We start from the raw sequence: 23885 nt of genomic DNA on the forward strand, positions 1-23885 counted from the left end.
GTACGGTGGAGTCGTCCCCATGGACGACGACGATTGGGCGGACGTCCGCACCGCGTGCCGGGGGCTCGAGCCCGGATCCGAACTGGAGACGCCCGTCTCGGGGCGGCGGTTCACCGTCGAGCGAACGGGCAACGATCGGATCGTCGTTCGGTTCGTCGACAGCGGCGAGGAACGGCCGCTCTGGCGCGAGCAGTTCGGCGTCCTCGTCGATCAACTCGAGGGAAGCCGCGTCGCGGTCGACGACCTCCAGCCGGGGATCGAACCCTACGCGGCGATCGTTACGCTCACCGAGTCAGCCGGCGTGTCCGACGGCGCCATCGTCGCGGACCCCGACGACGCCGCGGGCGAGAGCCCGTTTCTCGTTCCCGCAGTCGAGGCGCGGACGTCGACCGAGCGCGTCCGCGACGACGCCCTGTTGCTCGCCTCGCACCTCGAGCGGGTCGCCGAGCGAGAGCCGGAGTCTCTCGGGACCGATCCGTTGACCGACCTCTACGTTCTCGCCTCGGACGTCCAGCACGGGGCCGATCGGCTGCGTCGAACGGCCAGAGAGAGCTTGCTCGAGCGCCTGGGACCGAACCAGGAGCTTCACGGTCGGTTCGGAACCGTTCGACGGACGGTCCGCGAACGTCGTCGACCCGCGGACGACGAGGCGGTGTTCGACGCCCTGGACGAACGCGGCGTTCCGCGCGAGTGGGTCCTCGGCGTCGACCCGGAGAAACTCGACGTCGTCGTCTCGGTGACCGACGTCCCGGCGGCGGACGTGTACGACGTCGACGAAACCGTCTACATCCAGAAAACCGGCGTCGACGAGGACGAAAAGTACTCGCGACTTCAGGGGCTCGTCGACCGAATCGAGGAACTCGAGGGAGCCGAAGGCGAGGAGTTCCGCGAGGAACTGGACGAGATCGAGGAGCGACTCGAGGAGGCGCTATCGGCGTAGTCGCGACCTGAAACCGCGTGTCTGTTACCGGTAGATCGACCCGTGTCGGGTTCCCGGTAGACCGCAGGCCGTTCGCGGGTATACCGTCACCGGCCGAGAGCCCCACGAGTCCGTCGGGTCGTCAGCCGGCGACGTTCCGGGATCGGGACGGGAGTGTGGACGAACCGACGAGCGTCATCCAAACACCGTCTCACGGGTACCGACACGCCGTCCGCTGGCCACCCACAAACCCTTTTGCCCGCAGGTACCCTACGTCGACTCATGTACGTGCGGGACGCGAAAAACAGGGAAGAGGTCTGGCTACTCGACCACATCGAGTCGATGGGGCTCGACGACACGGCGTTCCGCTCGCGCGATTACGTCGTCGCGGTCGACGAGGAGTCGGGCGAGAAGGCTGGTTTCGGTCGTATCCGTCTCCACAAAACCGACGACGAGTCGACTGCGGCCGACGCCGATCGGCCCGACGAGCGACGCGACGAAGTCTGCGAGCTCACCAGCATCGGCGTCCTCGAGGGGTGGCGCGGGCAGGGCGTCGGTGCCCACGTCGTCGAACGGCTACTCGAGTACGCCAGCGACCAGGGGTTCGAGACGGTGTACACGCTTACCGGTGAGGGAGCGTACCTCGCGCAGTTTGGCTTCCAGCGGATCGAGGAGTCGACACTCCCTGACCCACTCGAAAAACGGCTCGGAGAGAAGCGAAACGGGGTCGATCCCGATGCGAAGCCCCTGGCGATCGACGTTGCGGAGTTTCGAATGCCCGACCGACTCCGGGAGGCGTTCAAGCGGGCACCGGACGGCCGCGAGGACGTCTCGAGCGACGAGACGGCCGAGGACTTCGGGATCGACCCGGACTCCGCGACGTACAAGTACGACACCGGTCGGTGACCCTCGGGACGGCGGGGCTCACCCGAAATCCGTCGGGTCGAGTCGGCCACCAACCTTCAAGCCCCGTCATCACCTCCGTTCCGACAATGTTCGATCCCGACGAACTCGAGTCGATCCGTGCGGGCCACGAGCAGTGGCACGAGGAGGAGGTCGAGCCGGTGATCGACCGGTTCGGCGAGCGAACGGAGACCTTCACGACGGATACTGGGGGGCAAGACGTCGATCGTCTCTACACGCCCGCGGACGTCGCTGATCTCGACTACCGGGAGGAACTCGGGTATCCCGGCAAACCGCCGTACACCCGCGGTGTCTACTCGACGGGGTATCGCGGCCGGCTGTGGACGATGCGACAGTACGCCGGGTTCTCGACGCCCGAGGACACCAACGAGCGGTATCACTACCTGCTGGATCAGGGTCAGACCGGGCTCTCGATGGCGTTCGACCTGCCGACCCAGATGGGGTACGACTCGGACGACGAGATGGCCGCCGGCGAAATCGGCAAGGCGGGGGTTGCAATCGACTCGCTCGAGGACATGGAGACCGTCTTCGACGGCATCCCGCTCGACGAAGTCTCGACGTCGATGACGATCAACGCGCCGGCGTCCGTGTTGCTCGCGATGTACATCGCGGTCGGGGACCGACAGGGCGTCGACCGGGACCTGCTCCGGGGAACGATCCAGAACGATCTCCTCAAGGAGTACATCGCCCGGAACACCTACATCTACCCGCCCGGGCCGTCGATGCGAATCATCACGGACATCTTCGAGTTCTGTGCGGCGGAGACGCCGAAGTTCAACACGATCTCGATCTCCGGCTACCACATCCGCGAGGCCGGTTCGACGGCTGCCCAGGAGCTCGCGTTCACCCTCGGCAACGGCATCGAGTACGTCGAGGCGGCGATCGACGCCGGACTCGACGTCGACGAGTTCGCCCCCCAGCTCTCCTTTTTCTTCAACGGCCACAACAACATCTTCGAGGAGGTCGCGAAGTTCCGGGCCGCACGACGGATGTGGCACGACATCATGGACGAGCGCTTCGACGCCGAAAGCGAGAAATCGAAACAGCTCAAGTTCCACACCCAGACCGCGGGCTCGATGCTCACCGCCCAGCAGATAGAGAACAACGTCGTCAGGGTGGCCTACCAGGCGCTCGCGGCCGTCCTCGGCGGAACCCAGAGCCTCCACACCAACGGCAAGGACGAGGCGCTCGCGCTCCCGACCGAAGAGTCCGTCCGAACTGCACTACGAACCCAGCAGATCCTCGCCCACGAATCCGGCGCTGCGGACACGATCGACCCGCTTGCCGGCAGTTACTACGTCGAATCACTGACCGACGACGTCGAGGCCGAAGCGTACGACATCCTCGAGGAGGTCGACGACCGCGGCGGCATGCTCGAGGCCGTCGAACAGCAGTGGGTCCAGCGTCAGATTCAAGATACCGCGTTCGACCGCCAGAAGGAGATCGAAGACGGCGAGCGAATCATCGTCGGCGTCAACGAGTTCGAGGTCGACGAGGAGCCCGAGATGGACGTCCAGGAGGTCACCGAAGAAGATCAGAACCGTCAGATCGACCGCCTCGAGTCGGTTCGATCCGATCGCGACGACGAAGCCGTCGACGCCGCGCTCGAGGCGCTTCGCGACGGGGCTCGGAGCGACGACAACCTGATGCCGTACATCGTCGACGCGGTGAAAGCCTACGCAACGGTCGGCGAGGTCTGTAACGTGCTTCGCGACGAGTTCGGGGAATACCAGCCAGGAACGTCGGTCTGAATCGGTCCCAGCAGCGCCGATCGAGGCTGGTCGCTCCGTCGTGCCGGCCGGAAATTGAAGTCGCGAGGTGACGATGCTCGAGGTATGACCGACGTGTTTCCCATCGACTCCGTCTCCGGCGGCGGCGCAGAGATCCCCCGACTCGGATTCGGAACGGCCCGGATGACCGGCGACGAGTGCAAACGCGCCGTCGAGACTGCGCTCGAGGCCGGCTACCGTCACGTCGATACGGCACAGATGTACGACAACGAGGCGGCCGTCGGCGACGCGCTCGAGGCGAGCGACGTCGACCGCGACGAGGTCTTCGTCGTCACGAAGGTCCACCCCGACAACGCGGCGTACGACGACGTCCTCTCGACCATCCGACAGAGCCTCGAACGGCTCTCGCTTTCGACGGTCGATCTGCTCTTACTCCACGCGCCGAGCGATCGCGCACCGCTCTCCGAAACCCTGTCGGCGATGAACGAACTGCAAGACGACGGAGCCGTCGACCACGTCGGCGTCAGCAACTTCTCGGTCGACCAGCTCGAGGAGGCGATCGACCTGTCGGCGACGCCGATCGTCGCGAATCAGGTGAAGTATCACCCGTATCACCACCAGGACGACCTCCTCGAGTACTGCGTCGAACGCGACGTCTGTCTGACGGCGTACAGCCCGCTCGCGGAAGGGACGGTCGTCGGCGACGATCGTCTGGACGAGATCGGCGCCTCCCACGGCAAGACCGCCTCGCAGGTTGCACTCCGGTGGTTGCTCCAGCAACCCGTCGTGTCGGCGATCCCCAAGGCCTCGAGTCCCGAACATATCGAGACGAACGCGGCGGTGTTCGACTTCGAGCTCTCGGACGAAGAGATGGAGTCGGTGTCGGAACTCGGCGACGGCCGCTGGAAGCGGCTCGCGGACATCCTTGGGCTCGAGTGAAATTCGACACTCGATCCCCGTCGAACGCCGTACACACGGCCGCCGTCGAACACCGTGCACACGGCCGCCGTCGAACGCCGCGAGTCGACGCGTCGCGGCGTTACTCGAGCCGGACCGCGGTTCCGTAGGCCATCACTTCAGAGCCGCCGTCGGTGATCTGTGAGGTCTCGAGACGCACGTTGACGACCGCGTCCGCTCCCATCCCTTCGGCGTCGCGTTCCATGCGTTCGATCGCCTCGTCGCGGGCTTTCGTGAGCAGATCGGAGTACGCCTTGAGCTCGCCACCGAAGACGTTCTTGATCCCCTGCGTGATGTCGTGGCCGACGTTTCTGGCTTCGACCGTGTTTCCGCGAGCAATCCCGAGGACTTCGGTCACCTCACCGTCCGGGACGGTCTCCGTATTCGTGATGTACATCTCCCTGTCAGTTCGCCTCGAGTTCGCATATGCTTTCTGTTCGTGTAAAGGCGCAATCACGTCGGGTAGACGCCGGGTGGGGACCCCATCCGTATTTGAGACGGCTCGAACAACGACCGGGTATGGAATTCGACCATGCCGGAATCGCCACCGAAGACGCGGGCGAACTCGCCGAGCGATACGAACGACTGTTCGGCCTCGAGGTCGTCCACGAAGAGGCCTTCGACGGGATGCGGATCGTCTTTCTGGACTGTGGAAACGGCTACTTCGAGTTGCTCGAGCCGCTCGAGGACGGGACGATTTCGCGGTACCTCGCGGACGCCGGCCCGGGTGTCCACCACCTCGCGCTGGCGACGGACGACATCGACGCGGCGCTCGAGCGCGCCCGCGACGAGGGCGTTTCCCTCGTCGACGAAGAACCCCGACCGGGTGCGTGGGGCCACTCGGTCGCGTTCTTGCACCCTCGTGACACCGGCGGTGTCCTGCTCGAGTTCGTCGAGCACTGATACGGATTGCTGTATGTCGCCGACTTGCAGCCTCATGCACACGAACCACACGACGAGGTGCGGTACTGTGTCCCACCCGGATACCGGGGATACAATGACTCCCGACGACTCTACTGACCGCTCCGACGAGGAGGACGTCCAGACAGACCACGAATCTCACGACGACGACCGGGCTCGAGCGGACGGCTCCGGGTCCGAATCGGGAACCAGCGACGCCCACGACGGCGACGAAGAGAGCAAACGCGAGCAACTCGACGAAGTGCGCGAGAACCCGGAGGGGGAGTACCTGACGACCGATCACGGCGTCCGCGTCAGCGATACGGACAACTCGTTGAAAGCGGGCGAACGCGGGCCGACGATCATGGAGGACTTCCACTTCCGGGAGAAGATGACCCAGTTCGACCACGAGTCGATCCCGGAACGGGTCGTCCACGCGCGGGGCACCGGCGCACACGGCTACTTCGAACCCTACGAGGACCCGGACCTCGAGGGGTTCGACGACATTAGCGAGTTGACGAAGGCGTCGGTGCTGACCGACCCCGACCAGAAGACGCCCGTGTTCACGCGGTTCTCGACGGTCGTCGGCTCGCGGGGGTCGGCTGACACCGTCCGGGACGTCCGCGGCTTCGCGACCAAGTTCTACACGGAGGAGGGCAACTGGGATCTCGTCGGCAACAACATCCCGGTCTTTTTCATCCAGGACGCGATGGAGTTCCCGGATCTGGTTCACGCGATCAAACCGGAACCCGACGACGGGACGCCACAGGCCTCGGCCGCCCACGACACCTTCTGGGACTTCGCGTCGCTCAAACCCGAGATCACGCACATGATCATGTGGGTGCTGTCGGGCCGTGCGCTTCCGCGAGCCTACCGCATGATGCAGGGCTTCGGCGTTCACACGTTCCGGCTGGTCAACGACGAGGGCGACGCACACTTCGTGAAGTTCCACTGGACGCCGACGTACGGCACCCAGCAACTCGTCTGGGACGAGACCCAGAAGATCGCCGGCAAGAATCCCGACTTCAACCGGATGGACCTCTACGACGTCATCGAGGAGGGGTACGAACCCGAGTGGGAACTCGGCGTCCAGATCTTCGGCGAGGACGAGGCCGAGGCGTTCGACTTCGACGTCCTCGACCCGACGAAGATCGTCCCCGAGACCGAGGTGCCGGTCGAGCCGATCGGCCGGATGGTGCTCAACGAGACGCCGGACAATTTCTTCGCGGAGACCGAGCAGGTGGCGTTTCACCCCGGAAACGTCGTTCCCGGCATCGACTTCAGCAACGACCCGCTGTTGCAGGGTCGACTGTTCTCCTACCAGGACACCCAGCTCAACCGGTTTAGCGGCGCTAACTGGGACGAGATTCCGATCAATAGGCCGCTCGCCGAGCGACACAACAACCAGCGCGCGGGCTTTATGCGCCAGGAGATCAACTCGGGGAAAGTCTCGTACAAACCGAACTCGATCGGCGACGACGATCCCCAGGAAGCCTCCGAGGAAGAAGGCGGCTACGAGCACTTCGCGGAGAAGATCGACGGGACGAAGATTCGCAACAGGAGCGAGAGTTTCCAGACCCACTTCGATCAGGCCCGGCTGTTCTGGAACAGCATGACCGAACCCGAAAGGCAAAACATCGTCGACGCCGCCCACTTCGAACTCGGGAAGGTCGACCGGATGGAGATCCGCGAGCGGATGGTGTACGACATGTTCAACAACGTCGACCACGAGTTCGCCAAACGCGTCGCGGAAGGGATTGGCGTCGAGCCGCCCGAATCGCCCGGGGACGAGATGCCGGATCACGACGCCGAAGACCCCGCACTCAGCATCAACGAACGCCGCGACGCGGACTCGATCGAAACCCGGAAGATCGCCGTTCTCGTCGACGACGGCTACGACAGCGACCAGCTCGAGACGGTTCGGTCGACGCTGCAAGACGAGGACGCTCGCGTGAAGATCGTCTCGAAGGTGCTGGGAGACAAGACGGCCGAAAACGGCGACGAGGTCGAGGCCGACAAGAGTCACGTGACGACCCAGTCGGTGCTTTTCGACGCGGTCTACGTCCCCGGCGGCGAGGAGAACGTCGACGCCCTGCTCGAGCAAGGTGACGCCAAACAGTTCGTCGCGGAAGCGTTCAAACACAAGAAGGCGATCGCCGCGGCCGGCGAGGCAACGAAGGTACTAGAGGCCGTCGAACTTCCCGGTATCGACGTCGCGGGCGACGGCGACGGCGTCGTCTCCGAGCACGGCGTCGTGATGGACGGCGACGGCGACGATCTCGAGGCGTTCGCCGAATCGTTCGTCGACGCCATCGCCGAGCACCGACACTGGGAGCGCGATCCAAAGGAACTGTCCGCCTGATACGGATCGTTGTAACGATTTACCGGCGCACCCGCCGCCCAGGTCCCGGGTGCGCCGATAATGGCTTACAATAAACCGTATGAGACGGGTCGCTGTACGATATTACCGGTTCCAGTTAGCGAAACTGAGCCTCACTCTCGAGTGATACTCACGGTGATTGGGTGGCGGGAAAGGCTACCGGAAACCCAATTCGTCTATATCTCTTTGTGGTGGGTTCGGGTGATGACTACGGTCGTCGAACTCGACATTCCAGCCGATCGGCTCGGATTCGCACGAACGTTCGATCGTTTGCCGGCATTCGAGTTCCAGATAGCTGGAATGATCGGCGATTCCCCGCCGCTCGTCAGGGCGTCGGGTGCCGATCGGCGAACGGTCCACCGAACACTCGAGACCGATCCGTCGGTCGATCTCATCGCGAGCTTGACTGACGAGAGACGGCGCGGGTCCGACCGTGCGGACGTCGACGGCGATCAGTGGCTGTTCCGTCTCGAGTTCGGAGACGGAGTCAAACTGTTTCAGGAGATCGTCACGGACAACGACGGGGCGATCCTGACTGCTCGTGGGGGAGATGACTCCTGGTCGTTGCAGTTGCTCTTTCACGACCGCGAGACGGTGTCGGCGTGTCACGACCGATTCGAACAGTACGAATTCGGGGTAGAGATCACCCGGGTCACCGGGATCGACGATCTCGATCGTGCCCGGACGCCGCTTACGGAGACACAGTACGAGACGATATCCGCGGCACACGAACACGGCTACTTCACCGTCCCTCGCGAAATCACCCTCGAAGAGCTCGCCTCCGAGCTGGGTATCTCCCATCAGGCGCTCTCGGAGCGGCTTCGACGAAGCCACGCGGCGCTCATCAGTGCGGAACTCTCCGAAGGAGTTACGCGTCCGAAAATCGACCCGTGACGCCACTCCAGTGGCACTATCCACACGGATCGCCAAAATCGAGCTCCGGATAGCTCCGGTTTTAGTGTTCAGGAATTATAGGGGCCGAAAGTTAGTCATTCGGCCATATATGGGCGAAACAGAGTCAAGTTAGCGTCAACAAGTAGATTTATTATTGGACAAGTGAATAATCTATACGTCGGCGTGATACCCGACCCGACGCATCGCTCGACAGATATCCCTGTAGTGCCGGTGGATCACCTGTGCTCAGTCCACTGGTCGAACCGTGTTGCCGGCCCTCGACCCCACTCGTCGACCGGTCAACGCGGTTCGGCCAACCACACTCGCGACCACTCGTGGCTGTGTGGTCGCTCACCGTGATCCGTTTTGCTGCTGCATAACAGAACGCTGTGACGATCGATCGCACAACTGCGGCCGCCACCGAAGAGTAGCCGCGCTTTCCCGTCCGATGGCGTAGCGACTGCTTCCCGACAGTACGAACGATGGCATCAAAGAGAGTCGTCGACCGGCAGTCGAGGAGAAGTGCGAATATACCGAGCGATGCGGCGACCGTCAATCGGCGCGGGAATACTGCTCGGGTGCGTCTCCGTCGTCGGTCTCCTCGAGATGCCGGTGTGCGTAGAACGCGACCGCGAAATCCTGTGGACTCGGAATCGAACACGCGAGGATGCCGATCGCAAGCGCCGCAGGCAAGGGTGAGTCGATCGTAACGATACCGAATCCGACGAGTCCGAACACAGGAACCGCGAGTGCAAACGGTGCGAGCGCCGAAACGCGGAGGATCCAGGGCGATTCCTGACCGGTCGGATGCGGACGCACTGATGCCCAGGGGCAACTCATCAGCAATCCGAGTAGCCCGTTCGTACGGCCGGGAAAGTACGAGATCGTATACTCGATACGCGCCACACGAAGTATCAACGCGTGCAGACACTCGTGAGCGATCAGTCCGATCCCAACCGCGAAAACGAGTCCGAAACCAGCACCCACCACGTTCGATCCGATCATTTTCGTTACGAGACACCCCAGATGTCGACGGGCAAACGTCGGTTTACGCCGATCACTCGACGTAGTCGATCGGAAGAGTGGACGACGGAAGTCCTCGCGGCTTCATCCGTCGAGGTATTAAGTTCCTCGTCCTCACTCGGTTCCGACCGGATCGTCTCGAATCGATCGATCGACGAAGAGTGAACGATTAAGTACTGTGGAGTGCCACCATACAGCATGGCTTTTACGGAAACGCTCGAGTTCGGTCACGAAGATCGGAAAGAGATCTACGAGTACGTCGAGCGACAGGGGGCAGTCGATCCGGACGCAACCAGAGATCACCTCGGCCTCGATCCGAGCGCGTTTCGCCATCACGTCGCGATTCTCAAACGCGACGGACGTCTCACCGAGGAACGCGGCACGCTCCGGGTGACGATCGACGCCGGAGCCGAAGAGGAGTACGTCTCGGGGGATCTCGAGTTTCACATTCGGCCGGCCAGACAGGAAGATCTCACGGGTATCGTCGGCGCAATCCGCCAGGTCGTCGGCGAGAAAACCTACATCGAAGCCGAGAGCGTCGCCGACGAGATCGACCACGAGGAAACGTTGCTTCGGCACAACGAACTCGAGTCGCGCATGTTCTTCGTCGCGACGGTCGAGGAGGACGTCGTCGGCTGGGTCCACCTCTACGCGCCGGAACTCGAGAAACTGAGCCACACTGCCGAACTCACCGTCGGCGTCATAGAGGAATACCGCGGGCACGGGATCGGCGCACACCTGCTCGCCCGCGGGCTCGAGTGGACCGGTTCGAACGGGTACGAGAAGGTCTATCAGAGCATACCCTCGACCAACGAGGAGGCGATCGCGTTCCTCGAGGAACACGACTGGGCGATCGAGGCGGTTCGGGAGGACCACTACAAAATCGACGGCCGCTACGTCGACGAGGTCATGATGGCGGTCGACCTCGAGGACTGACACCGTCCGACCGATCGTCGACGGTGATCTCGAGGACTGACACCGGCCGACAGAAACGAGGACGGCGGCCTTCGTCCGCTCAGAGCCGTCGAACCGGGAACGCCGGCGGCGATATTCGAGGGTTTATGCGGGAGTTCCCTCCTGTTCGGCGATTTCGAACAGGTCGTCGTATCCCTCGTCGGCTGGTAACTGCCCCCTGATATCGTCGAGCGCACTCTCGGTGACTGCTTCCTCGCCGATGAATTCATCGTACTGCATACGCCGACGTTCCCGCCACCGTTCTATTAGGCTGCAACCTTCAGCAGAAAGCAGGCGTCGGATCTCGAGAGAGGACCCGTCAACGGACCGGGAGCGCCGGTGGGGCCGAGAATCGAAAGACAGTTTGAAGCGACGATGCAACGGGAGGGCATGCTCTCGATCGCGCTTGCCGGAAAGCCCAACGCCGGCAAGTCAACGTTTTACACGGCGGCGACGATGGCCGACGTCGACGTCGCAAACTATCCGTTCACTACCATCGACGCCAACCGGGGGGTGAGCTACGTTCGAACCGAGTGCCCGTGTCTCGAGCGCGACCAGCGGTGTAACGCCGACGACTGCGAGGACGGGAAGCGATACGTTCCGATCGAACTCCTCGACGTCGCGGGACTCGTCCCGGGAGCCCACGAGGGGAAGGGACTCGGCAATCAGTTTCTCGACGAACTCACGAACGCGGACGTGATCGTCAACGTCGTCGACGCCTCCGGCGGAACGAACGAAAAGGGCGAACCGGTCGATATCGGCGATCACGATCCGCTCGAGGACATCGACTTCGTCGAAGCGGAGATGGACCTCTGGCTGGCCGGCATCGTCGAGCGAAACTGGGAGTCCGTCGAGCGCAAGTCCCGCTCGCCCGACTTCGACATCGACGACGTCCTCGCGGACATGCTCTCGGGCTTCGGCGCGTCGCCGACCCAGATCGCGACCGTCCTGCGGGAACTGGACTACCCCGAGGATCCCATCCAGTGGGAGGACGACCACCGAGAAGAACTCGCGCGATTGGTTCGCGAACGCACCAAGCCGATCGTCGTCGCGGCGAACAAGATCGACGTCGCCCCCGAGGAGAACGTCGAGCGACTGCTCGAACTCGATAAACCGGTGATCCCGACGACCGCGGAGGGAGAACTCGCGCTCCGCCGCGCCGCCGAGGGCGGCCTCGTCGAGTACGATCCCGGCGACGAGAGCCTCGAGATCGGCGGCGGCGTCAACGATGCCCAGCGTGACGCACTCGAGGGCCTCGGAGAGACGATGGCCGAGTGGGACGGAACCGGCGTCCAGTCCGCCCTCGATTACGCCGTCTACGAGTTGCTCGAGTACGTGACGGCCTACCCGGTCGAAGACGCCTCGAAGTGGTCCGACGGCAGCGGCAATATCCTGCCCGACGCCCACTTGCTCCCCGAGAACTCGACGCCGGTCGATCTCGCTTACGCCGTCCACTCCGACATCGGCGACGGCTACCTCCACGCTGTCGACGCGAAATCCGGACGCGAGGTGAGCGACGAGTACGAACTCGAGGAGGGGGACGTGATCAAGATCGTGAGTGCGAATTGATAGAATTGGAGTCGAAGCGCGTTACTCGTTTTCGAGCGCGTCGTAAATGTCTCGATTCGCGTTCCGGTCAGCTGTTGTTACCTGCCGGACGAGGTCACCTCGGATATCCCCTATCACTTCATCGAGTGGAGTATCGGACTCTAAACTTTCCTTGGTCGCCATAGTTGTTGTATCGTCGCGCCACTGTTCGATCTCACCTGCGAGGTCGATTTCTTCGGTGTGAGATCGAAGGTATTCGAGGGTTTCCGTTTCGTCGACGGTTGCCTGATCCGTGCCGAACTGCTCGAGGAGTGTCCTGATTTCGTTGTCGCACGCGAACCGATACCCGTTGAGAAAGTAGAACACGACCGTCGTGTTGAGCGCGGTACGTTTGTCTGCATCGACGAATGGGTGGTTCGCTACCGACAATCGGATGAGTAGTCACATTTCTCGCTCGAGGGCGGAGCGTGTCGGTGGATTCCCGTTCTGGCTGTATTACTCGACAGCCGAATGACTCCTGTGGCAATCCCACGGGAGAGCGTTATACCGGAGTATCGACTGCTTCGAGTATGTTGATTGCCCTTAACGAGCCGACGCGAACCGTTCACAAACTCTCACCACCTTCCAGGACGCAATCAACAGCGTGTGGTGCGCTCAGACACGTTTCTGACGATCAAATCCAGATTACTACCGAAGAAGAGGCCCAATCACGAACTCAGATCGATTACTGTGGACGCTGCTTCGAGGGGGAAGGTGGATATTAAATTCATACACCGATCGCATAACTGTCGTGCGATCGGGTGTGCATCGACGTTCAGTGGCTACTAAAGCTCTGAAACGGAGATTCCTGCAAGGTCGTCCGGAGGCCAGTTTTCTAATTCGTCGGCGGCTTCGAACAACCGGTCTGTTTCCTCGATATCCCGAAGTGATACCGTTTTTTCCTCCCAGTTCAGGTCGACGACGTTCGTTTCTGCTAGCCGTGGCAGATGGGTGTGAATCAACCGCACCCTCGCCCGTTCTGTCTTGGTGGTGCTAATCGCTTCAGGCGAAATCCTGTGTCTCCGACCGGCGACCTGTCGTGAAAGTTCGTCGATAGAGGCTTCGCCGTCTCGCTTCGCTAGCTCGTCGAGGACGAGTTGACGGTCAGCGCTGGCGAGTACGTGAAACGCCTCTATTTTCTCCATTCCCGTTCTACCCGATACGAGGATACCGATGGAAAAAGCTACTCCGGCTAATTCTATAGGTATGCTTGTACTCACCCCGATATCGTCTAGAAAAAAAGAAAGCAGTGTGGTGAAATGAAGTCCAGTCCGTGTCTGGAGTGATCACGTTCGCCACGATTGATACAGCAATCCGTAAACAGCAGACCGGGTCGAGAGAGCGCGTCCCAACGAGAAGACGACGCGTGTTCTCGAGCGCGAGGGCGCTCGTTTCCGCTCGGTTTCCGGTCCACTGGCGGGTTATCCCAACGGTAGTCGGGAATCCTCGCGCTTCAGCGCGGGGAGGATGTCAACCGATCGATGTCAGCGGTTCGAACCACACTGCTGCCACGAGGACGGCCAGAAAGACGTAGGAACCGCGGACGAGTAACATCGTGGCCAGTTCCGGTCCGGCTCGACGGGCGAACGCGGCTACGACGGCGAACGCGAGTGCGGCGAGGACGGCCCCCGGCGGGAAGATCCGGGCTGCAACGAGCGACACGACCGCGAGCAACGCGGCGACCATCAGCCCGTAGGCGACGGCGTAAGCCCGATCCGGACCGACGACGACGGCGACGGTCCGTTTCGCGATCGATCGGTCGTAGTCGTAGTCCTGGGCGTCGTCTATGACCTTGATCCCCGAGAGCAAGACGAGGAAGACGACGGCGAAGCCGAACGAGAGGGCCGTGACCGTCCCGGTCTGGACGGCGAATCCGCCGAGAATCGCCAGCGCTATTCCGAGCGGGTAGCCGGTCGTCGCCGTGAGGGGGTTCGTATCGAGCTGTGGCGCGTGGTGGTAGGCGATCAACCACGTCGGAACGGTAAGCGCCACTGCAAGGGCGTTCGCGAGGAACGCGAGCAGGAGACAACAGGCGACGAACGCGGCCGTCGACGCAGCGAGACCGATCCGACAGCCGCGTTCGGTCAGCGGGTGGTCGTCGTCTTCACCCCGGACGTGAAAGTCGACGTACCCATCCTTGATGTGTGCCGTGTAGACCGCAGCGAAGATTGCACCGACGTGAATCACTGCGAGGACCGGATCGACGGCCCCGGCGAGAACCCCCCCGAACATCGACGCGGCCAGCGGCGGCAACATAAATACGGGGTGGACCTGCGACCAGAACGCGCGAGTCGTCGCTTCGAGGCCGACCCCGTCTCGCACCAGAGACATACCCCTCTTGATTACGAGCTGAAATATAAAACGCACAGGTCCATGGTTCGACCCGTCGCTCCCATCCAACGCCGCATGTTCCCCCCCATCCAGCGCCACACGTCGACCGCAACTGACTTGGGAGATGCTCGACGTTCTCCCATCGAGGACTACGATCACCTGCCCTCCAAACCTATGCAATTCGATCGTAACGAACGGATGACGGAGTCACGAACGTCCAGACGGCGACTACTCGAGCGGGTCGGATCCCTCACAGCGACCGGAGCCGTCGTCGGACTGGCCGGCTGTCTCGCGAGCGGCGACGTGGAAACGACGGAATGCAACGGTCACGAAGTCGGGCCGGAAGCCGACCTCTCGGGGGCCGACCTCTCGGGATGCGATCTCTCCGGAGCCGATCTCACGGAAGCGGATCTCTCGAACGCCGACTTATCGAACGCGGATCTCAGGGACGCGAACTTCTTCCTCGCGGATCTCTCGGGAGCTGACCTCTCGGACGCTGATATCCGTGGTGCCGACATTCTGGTCAGCGAACTCTCGGCCGCCGACCTCTCGAACGCGAACTACTCACGGGCCGATCTCTCGGGACGGGATTTCGCGGACGACGATCTCTCGGGGGTCGTCCTCGAGGACGGCGATCTCTCCCGATCGGATCTCTCGAACGCGGATTTCTCTGGGACAGATCTCTCCGGAGTCGATTTCACCGACGCGACGCTCCTGGGAACGGACTTTTCGGAAGCCACGCTCTCTGATGCGATCTTCGAGAACGCGGAAATCGATGACGTGACCCTTTCGGGGGCTACCGCGAGACGAGTCGATCTCTCGGAGATCGACCTCTCGGAGAAAGACCTTGCCGGCGTCGACTTCGCGGAAAGCGATTTCACTCGAGCGGATTTCTCGGAGACGAATCTCTCGGGTGCGAACTTCGAAAACGCGAACCTCGCCGTCGCGGACTTCACCGGTGCGGACCTCACCGACGTGAACTTCGAGGGTGCGAATCTCAGAAGTTCGGTGATGGCCGACGTCGATCTGACCGGTGCGACCTGGCACGACGGTTCGGAGTGGTAGGCGACGGTCCGTATTCGGACGCCACGCCGGCCGAGAGGAGATGGTCAGTCTGGGAAGATCGTTCCCGGATTCAGCGTACCGGTCGGATCGAGCGCGCGCTTGATCGTCCGCATCGTCTCGACCGCCGCTTCCCCGTGTTCAGCCTCGAGATAGTCGCGTTTTCCCGTCCCGATACCGTGTTCGCCGGTGATCGTTCCGCCGAGTTCGATCGCGCGGTCGACGACCGCCTCGTACGCCCGTTTCCCCCGCTCGAGGTGGTCGGGATCGTCCGGATCGACGAGCGCCGTGTAGTGGAGGTTGCCGTCGCCCGCGTGGCCGAAACAGGGCATCAAGAGGTCGTACTCGGCTGCGATCCGCTTGGTCTCGCGGACGATTTCGGAGTAGGCGCTGATCGGGACCGTCACGTCGCCGTACCGATAGGGCTCGAGGTTCGGCTCGTAGTTCAACTCGGCGTGGGCGAGTTCCCGGCGAGCCTCCCAGAGGTCGGCCATCTCGGCATCGTCGCCGCTCACCTCGAACCGATCGACGTCGTAGCTCTCGAAGATCGTCTCGCACAGCGAGATCTCGGCGTCGACGCCGTGGTTCGCGTGGAACTCGAGAAAGACCGTCGGCGAGTCGGGGAGATCGGTCCCCAGGTACTCGTTGGCCATCCGGACGGTGAGGGCGTCGAGGAGTTCGATGCGGGCGACGTCGATCTCCGTCCGAATCGTCTCCGAAATAGCGTCGGTCGCGTCCGAGAGCGACTCGAAGACCGCGCGGCCGCCGCGGATCTGCTCGGGTCGGCCCGCGAGTTCGAGCGTCGCCCGGGTCACCACGGCGAGTGTCCCCTCGCTGCCGACGAGCAGTTCGGTGAGGTTGTAGCCGCTCGAGGTCTTGCTCGCGTTCGTACCGGTCTCGATGACCGTTCCGTCGGCGAGGACGGCCTCGAGGCCGAGCACCCAGTCCGCGACCTCGCCGTACCTGACCGTCTGCATCCCGCTCGCGTCGGTCGCGATCATGCCGCCGATCGTCGAGATGTCGCCGGACGAGGGCAGCGGCGGAAAAAAGAGGCCGTCCCGGGCGACGTGTTCGTCGACCGCGGAGCCGATGACGCCGGGTTCGACGTCGATCTGGAAGGCCTCGGGGCGGTAGTCGACGATCGCGTTCATCCGGGTGAGGTCCATGCTGATCCCGCCGTGGCCCGGGACGGCACTTCCCTCGAGGCCCGTCCCCGCCGCGTACGGCGTAACCGGAACGCCGCGGTCGGTCGCCGCGGCAAGCACGGCCGAGACGTCCGCGGTGGACTCGGGCCAGACCACCGCGTCGGGGGTGACGCCGTCGCCCCGGTGGTCCGTGCCGAAGTCCGCGGCGTGGGACTCGCGGCGAGACGTCGCGAACGAGTATTGGTCGTCCTCGAGCGCCAGCTCCTCGAGAAACGAACAGTCGTGGTCCATACCCGAGGGTCGGCCACGACGGCCATCAACGTTGTTACTGACGTGGCGGCTCCCGTCCGTATTCGATCTGGCCGAAAGGCTGGTTGACCGCGGGCACTCCACTCTCTTGCTCAGGGCTCGACGAGGAGTTTTCCGAGGAAACTGTCTTCCATCACCGCCCGCTGGGCCTCGCCGGCCTCCTCGAGGTCGTAACTGTGGGCGACGTCGATCGAGAGCGCGCCGACGTCCATGAGGTGGGCGACTCCCCGGAGCGGGACCCGCAAGTCGGGCGTGTTGAACATGCTCATGAACGTGTAGGTGACGTCCTTCGAACGGGCGGCTCCGTCGTCGGTGAAGCCCGGATCGGGACTGTTCTCCCCGATTCCGACGACGCGAGCGCCGGTCGCCGCGACGTTCGCGTCGAACTGCAGGTAGTCGTCGAGTCGGTGGTCGAGAACGACGTCGACGCCGCCTGCAGACGCCTCGAGGACCGCCTCCTCGAGGTCGTCCCGGCCGTAGTCGAGGACGGTCTCGGCACCCAGCCTGCGGAGGTCGTCGTGGTACTCCGGTGCGGCGGTCGTGATCACGCGCGAACTCACCGCGGCGGCGATCTGGACGGCGGCGTGGCCGACGCCGCCGGAACCGCCGTGAACCAGACAGTACTCTGCGGGCTCGAGGTCCGCGTGGTCGATCAGCGCGCGCCAGGCGGTGACGGCGGCGACCCCCGCCGCGCCGGCCTCGAGGAGGTCTGCACCCTGGGGGAGAGAAACGACGCGATCGGTCGGGATCGTCGCGTACTCGGCGTACGATCCCTGTGACGTGGCGCTTCCGATTCCCGTCCCGTAGACTCGATCTCCTGGGCCGAACGCGGTCACCTCGTCGCCGGTCGCCGCGACGACCCCCGAGACGTCGACGCCGGGCGTGAAGGGGAGGGAGACGGGCTCGTACGAGCCGTCGCGAAAGTAGGTGTCGACGGGATTGACGCCCGCGGCGGCCACCTCGACGAGCAGTTCGTCGGCTGCGGGTTCGGGCCGGTCGATCTCGTCTACCTGCAGTACGTCCGCGTCGCCGTGGTCGTGTAGGCGTACAGCGCGCATGTCGTTCGCGTGCACGCCGGGAAACGGAATAAGGATGCACCATCGCCAGCCGAGACGGCCACAGGCTCGTGACCAGCCGGAACCCGGGCGGCCTCGAGGCCGTCTGCGAGACGTCGTCGAGGGGGTTGCAGCGGTGAGTGGCTGATACGGTTTACTGTACGTCGTTGCCGGCGCACCCGCGACCCGGGCGGCGGGTGCGCCGGTAAACAGGTACAGTTATCCGTATGAACCGATCTGAAAGCCGAGAAACGGGGTCGAAAACGCGCGAACCGACCGCTCCTAACGAACCGCCGCCGTCGCCTCGTCGATGATCTCGAGGGCGTCTTTCAGCTCCTCCGTCCCCGTCGCGTACGAGAGCCGGGCGTACCCCTCGCCGTTCGCGCCGAACGCGCCGCCGGGGACGACGATCACGTCGCGGTCGAGTACCTCGTCGCACCAGCCGTCGGGAACCTTCGGCATGACGTAGAACGCTCCCTGGGGCGTCGGCACCTCGAGGCCGGCGTCCTCGAGGCCGTCGAGGACCACGTCGCGGCGGCGCTCGAAGGCCTCGACCATCTCGGCGACCGGTTCCTGGGGCCCCGTGAGGGCGGCCTCGGCGGCGAACTGCGCGGGCGCGGAGGCACAGGCCTGGGCGTACTGGTGGACGCGGAGCATCCGTTCGATCCGGCGATTGGGACCGACGACCCAGCCGAGTCGCCAGCCGGTCATCGAGTACGTCTTCGAGCAGGCGCTAACGACGACGACGTTGTCCGTCTCGGCGAACTCCAGCGGGGAGCGATGGACGCCGTCGAAGACGATGTGTTCGTACACCTCGTCGGAGAGACAGAGCACGCCGTGCTCGTCGGCGATGCGGGCGAACTCCCGCATGTCGTCCTCGCTCTGGACGGCGCCCGTCGGGTTCGCGGGGCTGTTGACGACGAAGACGGCCGTCTCGTCGGTGATCGCCTCCTCGACCGTCGCGGGATCGAGCGTCAGGTCCTCCCGCAGGGAAACCGGCTTGGGCGTGCCGCCGGCGATCCGCGTCAGCGCGTCGTAGGAGACGAACCCCGGATCGGGGAAGATCACCTCCTGTCCCGGATCGACGTGGGCCTCGAGCACGAGGTGAAGCGCCTCGCTGCCGCCCGACGTGGCGATGGCGTTCTCGGGATCGATCTCGAGGTCGTACTCGCGGTCGTACGCCGCGGCGATCGCCTCCCGGAGGCTCCGCGTTCCCTTGTTCGACGTGTAGGCGTCGGTGTGGCCGTTCTCGATGGCTTCGATCGCGCCACGACGAGCGTGTTCGGGCGTCGGGAAGTCCGGCTGTCCGATACCGAGGTTGATCGCGTCCTCGCTCGCGGCCTCGAACACCTCTCGAATGCCGCTGATCGAGACCTGCTCGACTCGTTCCGCAAAGTCGGTCATGGCTGTACCGGTGGCCGCGAGTCCAATAATCCTTCCTGTGTGTCGCGCTCGCGCTGGGCTGGTCGCCTGCCGAGAGAGGTCACACGGCTCGAAGCCGACCGACGGAACCGAACGAGTGTCGGCGGCGACGGCGCTTGTAAACCGGTGGTCGTTCCGTCTGTGTCCGGAGATTATTCCTCGGGTCCTCGGGGAAATAAAACCTCTAGAGGCAGGGAAGACGGATTTTGTGTTGGTATTGTTATATTAGTTGCATCAGCAGTATTTCGCCGTTCGACGGTCGAATCGCGACGAGGATCACGAGCCGGAACAAATATAATACTGCTATAGAATCACTGTTCTAATGACCATTTCTCGACGATCGGTACTCGCCGCCGGAGCGACCGGCACGCTCGCATTGACCGCCGGCTGTCTCGACTTCGTCACCGGTGACGGACCACTCGAGTTTGCAGCCGAACGGGTTACGCCGAGTGCGTCGGCGCTCGAGGAGACGGGATACGAGGAAGACGACTCGACTCAGGAAGTGATCGAAGAAACGATCGATGTGGGCGTCGAACGCGACGTTCGCGCGTCGCTGTGGGTTTCGACGTACACGAAATCGCGGACGATCGAGGGGGTCGAACGCGAGGCCAACAACTTCGTCGCCGTCTCGATTCCGGGCATGGAGGTGCTGGGGCGATCGTTCAACCCGCTTGCGGACATGAGCAACGAGGAACTGCTCGAGGAGTTCCTCGGCGAGGCAAACGGCGACGTCGAAGACATCGACCACGAGGAGTCGTTTACGCTCGACGTTCTCGGAAGCGGGCGGGAGGTCGATCGCTTCACCGGCCAGACCCAGGAAGCCGGCGAGGTGATCGAGGTCTCGCTCACGCTGACGTCGTTCCTGCACGACGACGACCTCATCGTGTTGCTCGGCACACATCCCGAGGTCCTCGCCGAGGAGGCGGCGAACGTCGAGGTGCTGATGGAGTCGGCCGAGCACCCGGCCTGATACGGTTTACTGTCCGTCATTGCCGGCGCACCCGCCGCCCTGTTCGCGGGTGCGCCGGTACACAGGTACAGTAACCCGTATGAGACGGATCGCTCTCGGTCTGTACCGGCCGATCGCACAACGGGGTGCGATCGGTGCGCGGTCATCACAGACAGTATGATAGAGACAGACGAAGACGTCGCTCGAGTCGGTCGAAACGCGTCTCTCTCGTGGATCTCGAGGCGTTCGCGGACAGGTCGAATCGGATCGCGGTCAGTGTAGACGGATCGAAGAGAATGTCTGACCGGAAATGCGCGGACGCGGCGTCACGCACGTGAATGCGGCGTCACGCGGACGCAGGCGCTGTCAGTAGAACTCGCGAACGAGATCCATCGCGTCCTCGGGTGCGCCCTCGGGAATGTCGGACATGTCTTCGGTGACGCCGTGTTGTTCGTGGTACGGAACCGAGTTCTCGTCCTGGTACATCACGCCCTGGTATTCCTTGTCACCATCGAGGATGACCTCCTTGGCCGCCTCGTAGTCGTTCGGATCGTGGCCCTCTTCCTGGAGGTCGACGAGGCTGTCGCGGAAGTAGTCGTAGGTGTCGACGTCGTTGAACGTGACACAGGGGCTGAAGACGTTGACGAAGCCGAAGCCGTCGTGTTCGATGGCCTCCTCGATGATCTCCTGGTGGCGAAGCGCGTCGGAGCTAAAGGACTGGGCGATAAAGGAAGCACCCGACGCGAGCGCGAGCGCGAGCGGGTTGACCGGTGGCTGTTTCGGCCCCTCCGGGGTCGTCGAAGTTTCGAAGTCCGACCGCGAAGTCGGCGACGCCTGTCCTTTCGTCAGGCCGTAAATGCGATTGTCCATGACGACGTAGGTCATGTCGACGTTTCGACGGACGGCGTGGACGAAGTGACCGGCACCGATCGAGTAGCCGTCGCCGTCGCCGCCGGCGACCATGACCTCGAGGTCCGGGCGAGCCATCTTGACGCCGGTTCCGACGGGGAGCGCACGGCCGTGAACCCCGTGGAGGGCGTAGCTGTGCATGTAGGTACCGATCTTTCCGGAACAGCCGATACCGGCGACGACGAACGTGTTGTCGGGATCGTTGCCGGTTTCGGCGAGGCCTTTCATCATGCCGTTCATCGTCCCGAAGTCACCGCATCCGGGACACCAGGTCGGCTGCTTGTCGGATTTGAAGTCTGTAAATCGGACGTCGGAGCTCATTGTGCTGGAACCTCCTCGGAGAGTTTGTCTGTGATCTCTGTCGCGAGTTCGTCCGCCTTGAATCGGACGCCGGTGTACTTGTTGATGCGTTTCACGCGGGTAAGTGCGTCGTGTTCGATCACGTCCGCGAACTGTCCGGTCGCGTTACACTCGACGACGATCGTGTCGTCGGCCGCTTCGATTTCCTCTGTCAGGTCCGGACGCGGGAAGATGTACGGCACCGAGATCACGCGGACGTCGATCCCGTCTTCCTCGAGGTACTCGAGCGCCTCGACGAGCGCGCCTTCGTTCGACCCCCACGAGATGACGAGGTTGTCGGCGTCCGCATCGCCGAATTCGCGGTAATCCCACTCCTCGTTCTCCTTTGCCGTCTCGACTTTGCGGTTTCGCTTGTCGACCTGCTGGACGCGTTCGTCCTCGTCTTCCGTCCGGCGGCCGAGTTCGTCGTGCTCGAGGCCCGTGCTCATGTGGGCACCGTCGGTCGTGCCGGGGATCGCTCGCGGACTGATGCCGTCGTCGGTGACGGCGTGGGCACGGAACCGGCCCTGGGCGTCGAGCCACTCGTCGACCTCGTCGTCGTCGACGAGTTTACCGCGGTCGATCTCGACGTCGTCCATGTCGAACGCCTCCGGCGGGAACGTCTGTTCGGTCACCGCGAGTGCGAGGTCGGCGACGACGTAGACCGGCGTCTGGTACTTTTCGGCGTAGTTGAACGCCTCGACGGTTTTCCAGAAACACTCGGAGATCGTCGTCGGCGTGATGACGAACCGCGGAATCTCGCCGTGGCCGCCGTACAGGGTCATGTTCAGGTCGCCCTGTTCCTGCTTCGTCGGCATTCCGGTGGAGGGCCCCGAGCGCATCACGTCGACGATCACCAGCGGCGTCTCGCTGGTCGCGACGAGTCCGAACGTCTCGGCCATGAGGTCGATCCCCGGCCCGGACGTCGCCGTCATCGAGCGCGCGCCGGCGCGGGCCGCGCCGAGCGCCATGTTGATCGCCGAGAGTTCGTCTTCGGCCTGGACGACGTGGCCGCCGTACTCCTCGATGCGCCCCGTCAGATACTCCATCACGTTCGTCGCGGGCGTGATCGGGTAGCCGGCGTAGAACCGACAGCCGGCGGCGAGTGCGCCCATCCCGATCGCCTCGTCGCCGTTGAGGAGGACGTAATCTTCGTCGGTCGTCTCGACGTCGTAGCCGAGATGGGAGAGATCGTAGTTCTCCTGGACGTACTCCTGGCCCAGACGCGCGGCCTCCTTGTTGTTCTCGACGATCTTCGAGCCTTTGCCACCGAAGCGTTTCTCGAGGGACTCGTCGAGGTACTCGACGTCGAACCCGGTGATCTCGCAGGCCGCGCCGAGGGCGACCACGTTGCGCATGATCGCGCCGCCGGCCTCCTCGGCGAGCGATTTGAGGGGGACGTCGACCGCCGTCATCTCCTCGGGGATGTCCGCCTCCCAGGAGCGCTCGCCGTCGTAGATGATCGCGCTCCCCTCGTGGAGTTCGTCGAGGTTCTCGTCGATCGTGCGCTGGGTCAGGGCGACCAGGATGTCAAGCCGATCGACGACGCTCTGTACCTCGTCGACGGAGGTGCGAATCTTGTAGGCAGTGTATCCACCGCGGATTCGCGAGGCGAAGTCTTTCGACGTGAACACGTGCCGTCCGGCTCGGGAAAGGGCCTGAGCGAAAATCTTGCCAGTGGAGTCGATCCCGTCTCCGGCCTCGCCTCCGATCGCCCAGTTGAGATCCTCAGCCATGTTATGGCGAAGGTTGCTCCCAGTAAATGAAAAGGCTTCTGAAACCCCTATCGTTCAGCGGTCGTTTTTCGACGGATCCGGTCGGAACGCCATCAATTCTGGAATCACGATACGTTTTCGGGTGCGCCGTCGATCGACGTGGGCGGTCAGGAACGTCCGTTCGCTCGAGTCCCACTCGCTCGAGTCCCACTTGCTTGAGTCCCACTTGCTTGAGTCCCCACTTGCTCGAGTCCCACTCGCTCGAGTCCCACTTGCTTGAGTCCCCACTTGCTCGAGTCCCACTCGCTCGAGTCCTATCCCCTCGAGACGTCGACGCGCCGGCGTCTCGAAGCGAGAATGAAACGCCTTTTCATCCAGCCC

Annotated in this window: 21 protein-coding genes and 1 pseudogene; 11 read left to right on the forward strand and 11 right to left on the reverse strand. The window is 63.4% G+C overall.

Translation table 11 applies throughout. From position 1 onward, the window contains the following. Positions 1 to 19 precede the first annotated feature (19 nt). The 4 genes from EA473_RS00490 to EA473_RS00505 all read left to right on the forward strand — a co-directional run bounded on the left by EA473_RS00490 (position 20) and on the right by EA473_RS00505 (position 4512). Positions 20 to 940: a hypothetical protein gene (locus EA473_RS00490; RefSeq protein WP_124193714.1), complete on the forward strand. Its 921-nt coding sequence runs from the start codon at positions 20 to 22 to the stop codon at positions 938 to 940. A 261-nt stretch (positions 941 to 1201) separates the two neighbouring features. Continuing rightward, a complete protein-coding gene (locus EA473_RS00495; RefSeq protein WP_124193715.1) occupies positions 1202 to 1825 on the forward strand; it encodes a GNAT family N-acetyltransferase in 624 nt (207 codons plus the stop codon). An 86-nt stretch (positions 1826 to 1911) separates the two neighbouring features. After that, positions 1912 to 3594: an acyl-CoA mutase large subunit family protein gene (locus tag EA473_RS00500; protein ID WP_124193716.1), complete on the forward strand. Its 1683-nt coding sequence runs from the start codon at positions 1912 to 1914 to the stop codon at positions 3592 to 3594. Positions 3595 to 3678: 84 nt separating this feature from the next. Next, the gene (locus EA473_RS00505; RefSeq protein ID WP_124193717.1) at positions 3679 to 4512 is read left to right on the forward strand and encodes an aldo/keto reductase; all 834 of its coding nucleotides are present in this window, start codon (positions 3679 to 3681) and stop codon (positions 4510 to 4512) included. Between the two features lie 100 nt (positions 4513 to 4612). Here the strand turns inward: EA473_RS00505 and EA473_RS00510 are convergent, their stop codons facing one another. Next, entirely contained in the window at positions 4613 to 4927 is a 315-nt protein-coding gene (locus EA473_RS00510; protein WP_124193718.1) for a YbjQ family protein, read from the reverse strand. Positions 4928 to 5049: 122 nt separating this feature from the next. On the opposite strand from EA473_RS00510, the gene mce reads away from it, so the two are divergent. The 3 genes from mce (at position 5050) to EA473_RS00525 (ending at position 8704) form a co-directional block, all read left to right on the forward strand. Further along, positions 5050 to 5433 carry a methylmalonyl-CoA epimerase gene (gene mce / locus EA473_RS00515; RefSeq protein ID WP_124193719.1) on the forward strand — a complete coding sequence of 128 codons (384 nt, stop codon included), beginning with the start codon at positions 5050 to 5052 and terminating at the stop codon, positions 5431 to 5433. A gap of 94 nt (positions 5434 to 5527) precedes the next feature. Beyond that, entirely contained in the window at positions 5528 to 7792 is a 2265-nt protein-coding gene (locus EA473_RS00520; protein ID WP_124193720.1) for a catalase, read from the forward strand. Between the two features lie 222 nt (positions 7793 to 8014). Beyond that, entirely contained in the window at positions 8015 to 8704 is a 690-nt protein-coding gene (locus EA473_RS00525) for a helix-turn-helix domain-containing protein (RefSeq protein WP_124193721.1), read from the forward strand. 552 nt (positions 8705 to 9256) lie between these two features. On the opposite strand, the gene EA473_RS00530 is transcribed toward EA473_RS00525, so the two are convergent. Further along, positions 9257 to 9709: a hypothetical protein gene (locus tag EA473_RS00530; protein WP_124193722.1), complete on the reverse strand. Its 453-nt coding sequence runs from the start codon at positions 9707 to 9709 to the stop codon at positions 9257 to 9259. Between the two features lie 216 nt (positions 9710 to 9925). Between EA473_RS00530 and EA473_RS00535 the strand changes: the two genes are divergently transcribed. Next, on the forward strand, positions 9926 to 10663 hold the full coding sequence (locus EA473_RS00535) for a GNAT family N-acetyltransferase (RefSeq protein WP_124193723.1): 738 nt from the start codon (positions 9926 to 9928) through the stop codon (positions 10661 to 10663). Between the two features lie 123 nt (positions 10664 to 10786). On the opposite strand, the gene EA473_RS22965 is transcribed toward EA473_RS00535, so the two are convergent. Beyond that, positions 10787 to 10921: a hypothetical protein gene (locus tag EA473_RS22965; RefSeq protein WP_279387602.1), complete on the reverse strand. Its 135-nt coding sequence runs from the start codon at positions 10919 to 10921 to the stop codon at positions 10787 to 10789. 150 nt (positions 10922 to 11071) lie between these two features. On the opposite strand from EA473_RS22965, the gene EA473_RS00545 reads away from it, so the two are divergent. Next, a complete protein-coding gene (locus EA473_RS00545) occupies positions 11072 to 12250 on the forward strand; it encodes a redox-regulated ATPase YchF (protein WP_124194058.1) in 1179 nt (392 codons plus the stop codon). 171 nt (positions 12251 to 12421) lie between these two features. Here the strand turns inward: EA473_RS00545 and EA473_RS23145 are convergent. The 3 genes and pseudogenes from EA473_RS23145 to EA473_RS00560 form a co-directional block, all read right to left on the reverse strand. Beyond that, a pseudogene (locus EA473_RS23145) lies at positions 12422 to 12667 on the reverse strand (type II toxin-antitoxin system death-on-curing family toxin); the annotation flags it as partial. A 386-nt stretch (positions 12668 to 13053) separates the two neighbouring features. Then, on the reverse strand, positions 13054 to 13488 hold the full coding sequence (locus EA473_RS00555) for a DUF7344 domain-containing protein (RefSeq protein WP_341538979.1): 435 nt from the start codon (positions 13486 to 13488) through the stop codon (positions 13054 to 13056). A gap of 250 nt (positions 13489 to 13738) precedes the next feature. Then, entirely contained in the window at positions 13739 to 14599 is an 861-nt protein-coding gene (locus tag EA473_RS00560; RefSeq protein WP_124193724.1) for a UbiA family prenyltransferase, read from the reverse strand. A 174-nt stretch (positions 14600 to 14773) separates the two neighbouring features. On the opposite strand from EA473_RS00560, the gene EA473_RS00565 reads away from it, so the two are divergent. Then, on the forward strand, positions 14774 to 15664 hold the full coding sequence (locus EA473_RS00565; RefSeq protein ID WP_124193725.1) for a pentapeptide repeat-containing protein: 891 nt from the start codon (positions 14774 to 14776) through the stop codon (positions 15662 to 15664). 44 nt (positions 15665 to 15708) lie between these two features. Here EA473_RS00565 and EA473_RS00570 read toward each other — a convergent pair whose 3' ends face one another. The 3 genes from EA473_RS00570 to EA473_RS00580 all read right to left on the reverse strand — a co-directional run bounded on the left by EA473_RS00570 (position 15709) and on the right by EA473_RS00580 (position 19574). Beyond that, positions 15709 to 17097, reverse strand: a complete 1389-nt coding sequence (locus EA473_RS00570) for an FAD-binding oxidoreductase (RefSeq protein WP_124193726.1) — start codon at positions 17095 to 17097, stop codon at positions 15709 to 15711. A gap of 110 nt (positions 17098 to 17207) precedes the next feature. Next, positions 17208 to 18173: an NADPH:quinone reductase gene (locus EA473_RS00575; RefSeq protein WP_124193727.1), complete on the reverse strand. Its 966-nt coding sequence runs from the start codon at positions 18171 to 18173 to the stop codon at positions 17208 to 17210. Between the two features lie 279 nt (positions 18174 to 18452). Beyond that, complete coding sequence (locus EA473_RS00580) at positions 18453 to 19574, reverse strand: pyridoxal phosphate-dependent aminotransferase (protein ID WP_124193728.1); 1122 nt, start codon at positions 19572 to 19574, stop codon at positions 18453 to 18455. A 340-nt stretch (positions 19575 to 19914) separates the two neighbouring features. Between EA473_RS00580 and EA473_RS00585 the strand changes: the two genes are divergently transcribed. After that, positions 19915 to 20562 carry a DUF6517 family protein gene (locus tag EA473_RS00585; protein WP_124193729.1) on the forward strand — a complete coding sequence of 216 codons (648 nt, stop codon included), beginning with the start codon at positions 19915 to 19917 and terminating at the stop codon, positions 20560 to 20562. 345 nt (positions 20563 to 20907) lie between these two features. Here the strand turns inward: EA473_RS00585 and EA473_RS00590 are convergent, their stop codons facing one another. Continuing rightward, positions 20908 to 21771: a 2-oxoacid:ferredoxin oxidoreductase subunit beta gene (locus tag EA473_RS00590; RefSeq protein WP_124193730.1), complete on the reverse strand. Its 864-nt coding sequence runs from the start codon at positions 21769 to 21771 to the stop codon at positions 20908 to 20910. Continuing rightward, positions 21768 to 23525 (reverse strand): 2-oxoacid:acceptor oxidoreductase subunit alpha, encoded by a 1758-nt coding sequence (locus tag EA473_RS00595; RefSeq protein WP_124193731.1) that lies wholly within the window; start codon positions 23523 to 23525, stop codon positions 21768 to 21770. Before EA473_RS00595 ends, EA473_RS00590 begins: the two co-directional genes overlap by 4 nt. Between the last annotated feature and the right edge of the window lie 360 nt (positions 23526 to 23885).

This window comes from Natrarchaeobius chitinivorans (genome assembly GCF_003841505.1).
GTDB lineage: Archaea > Halobacteriota > Halobacteria > Halobacteriales > Natrialbaceae > Natrarchaeobius > Natrarchaeobius chitinivorans.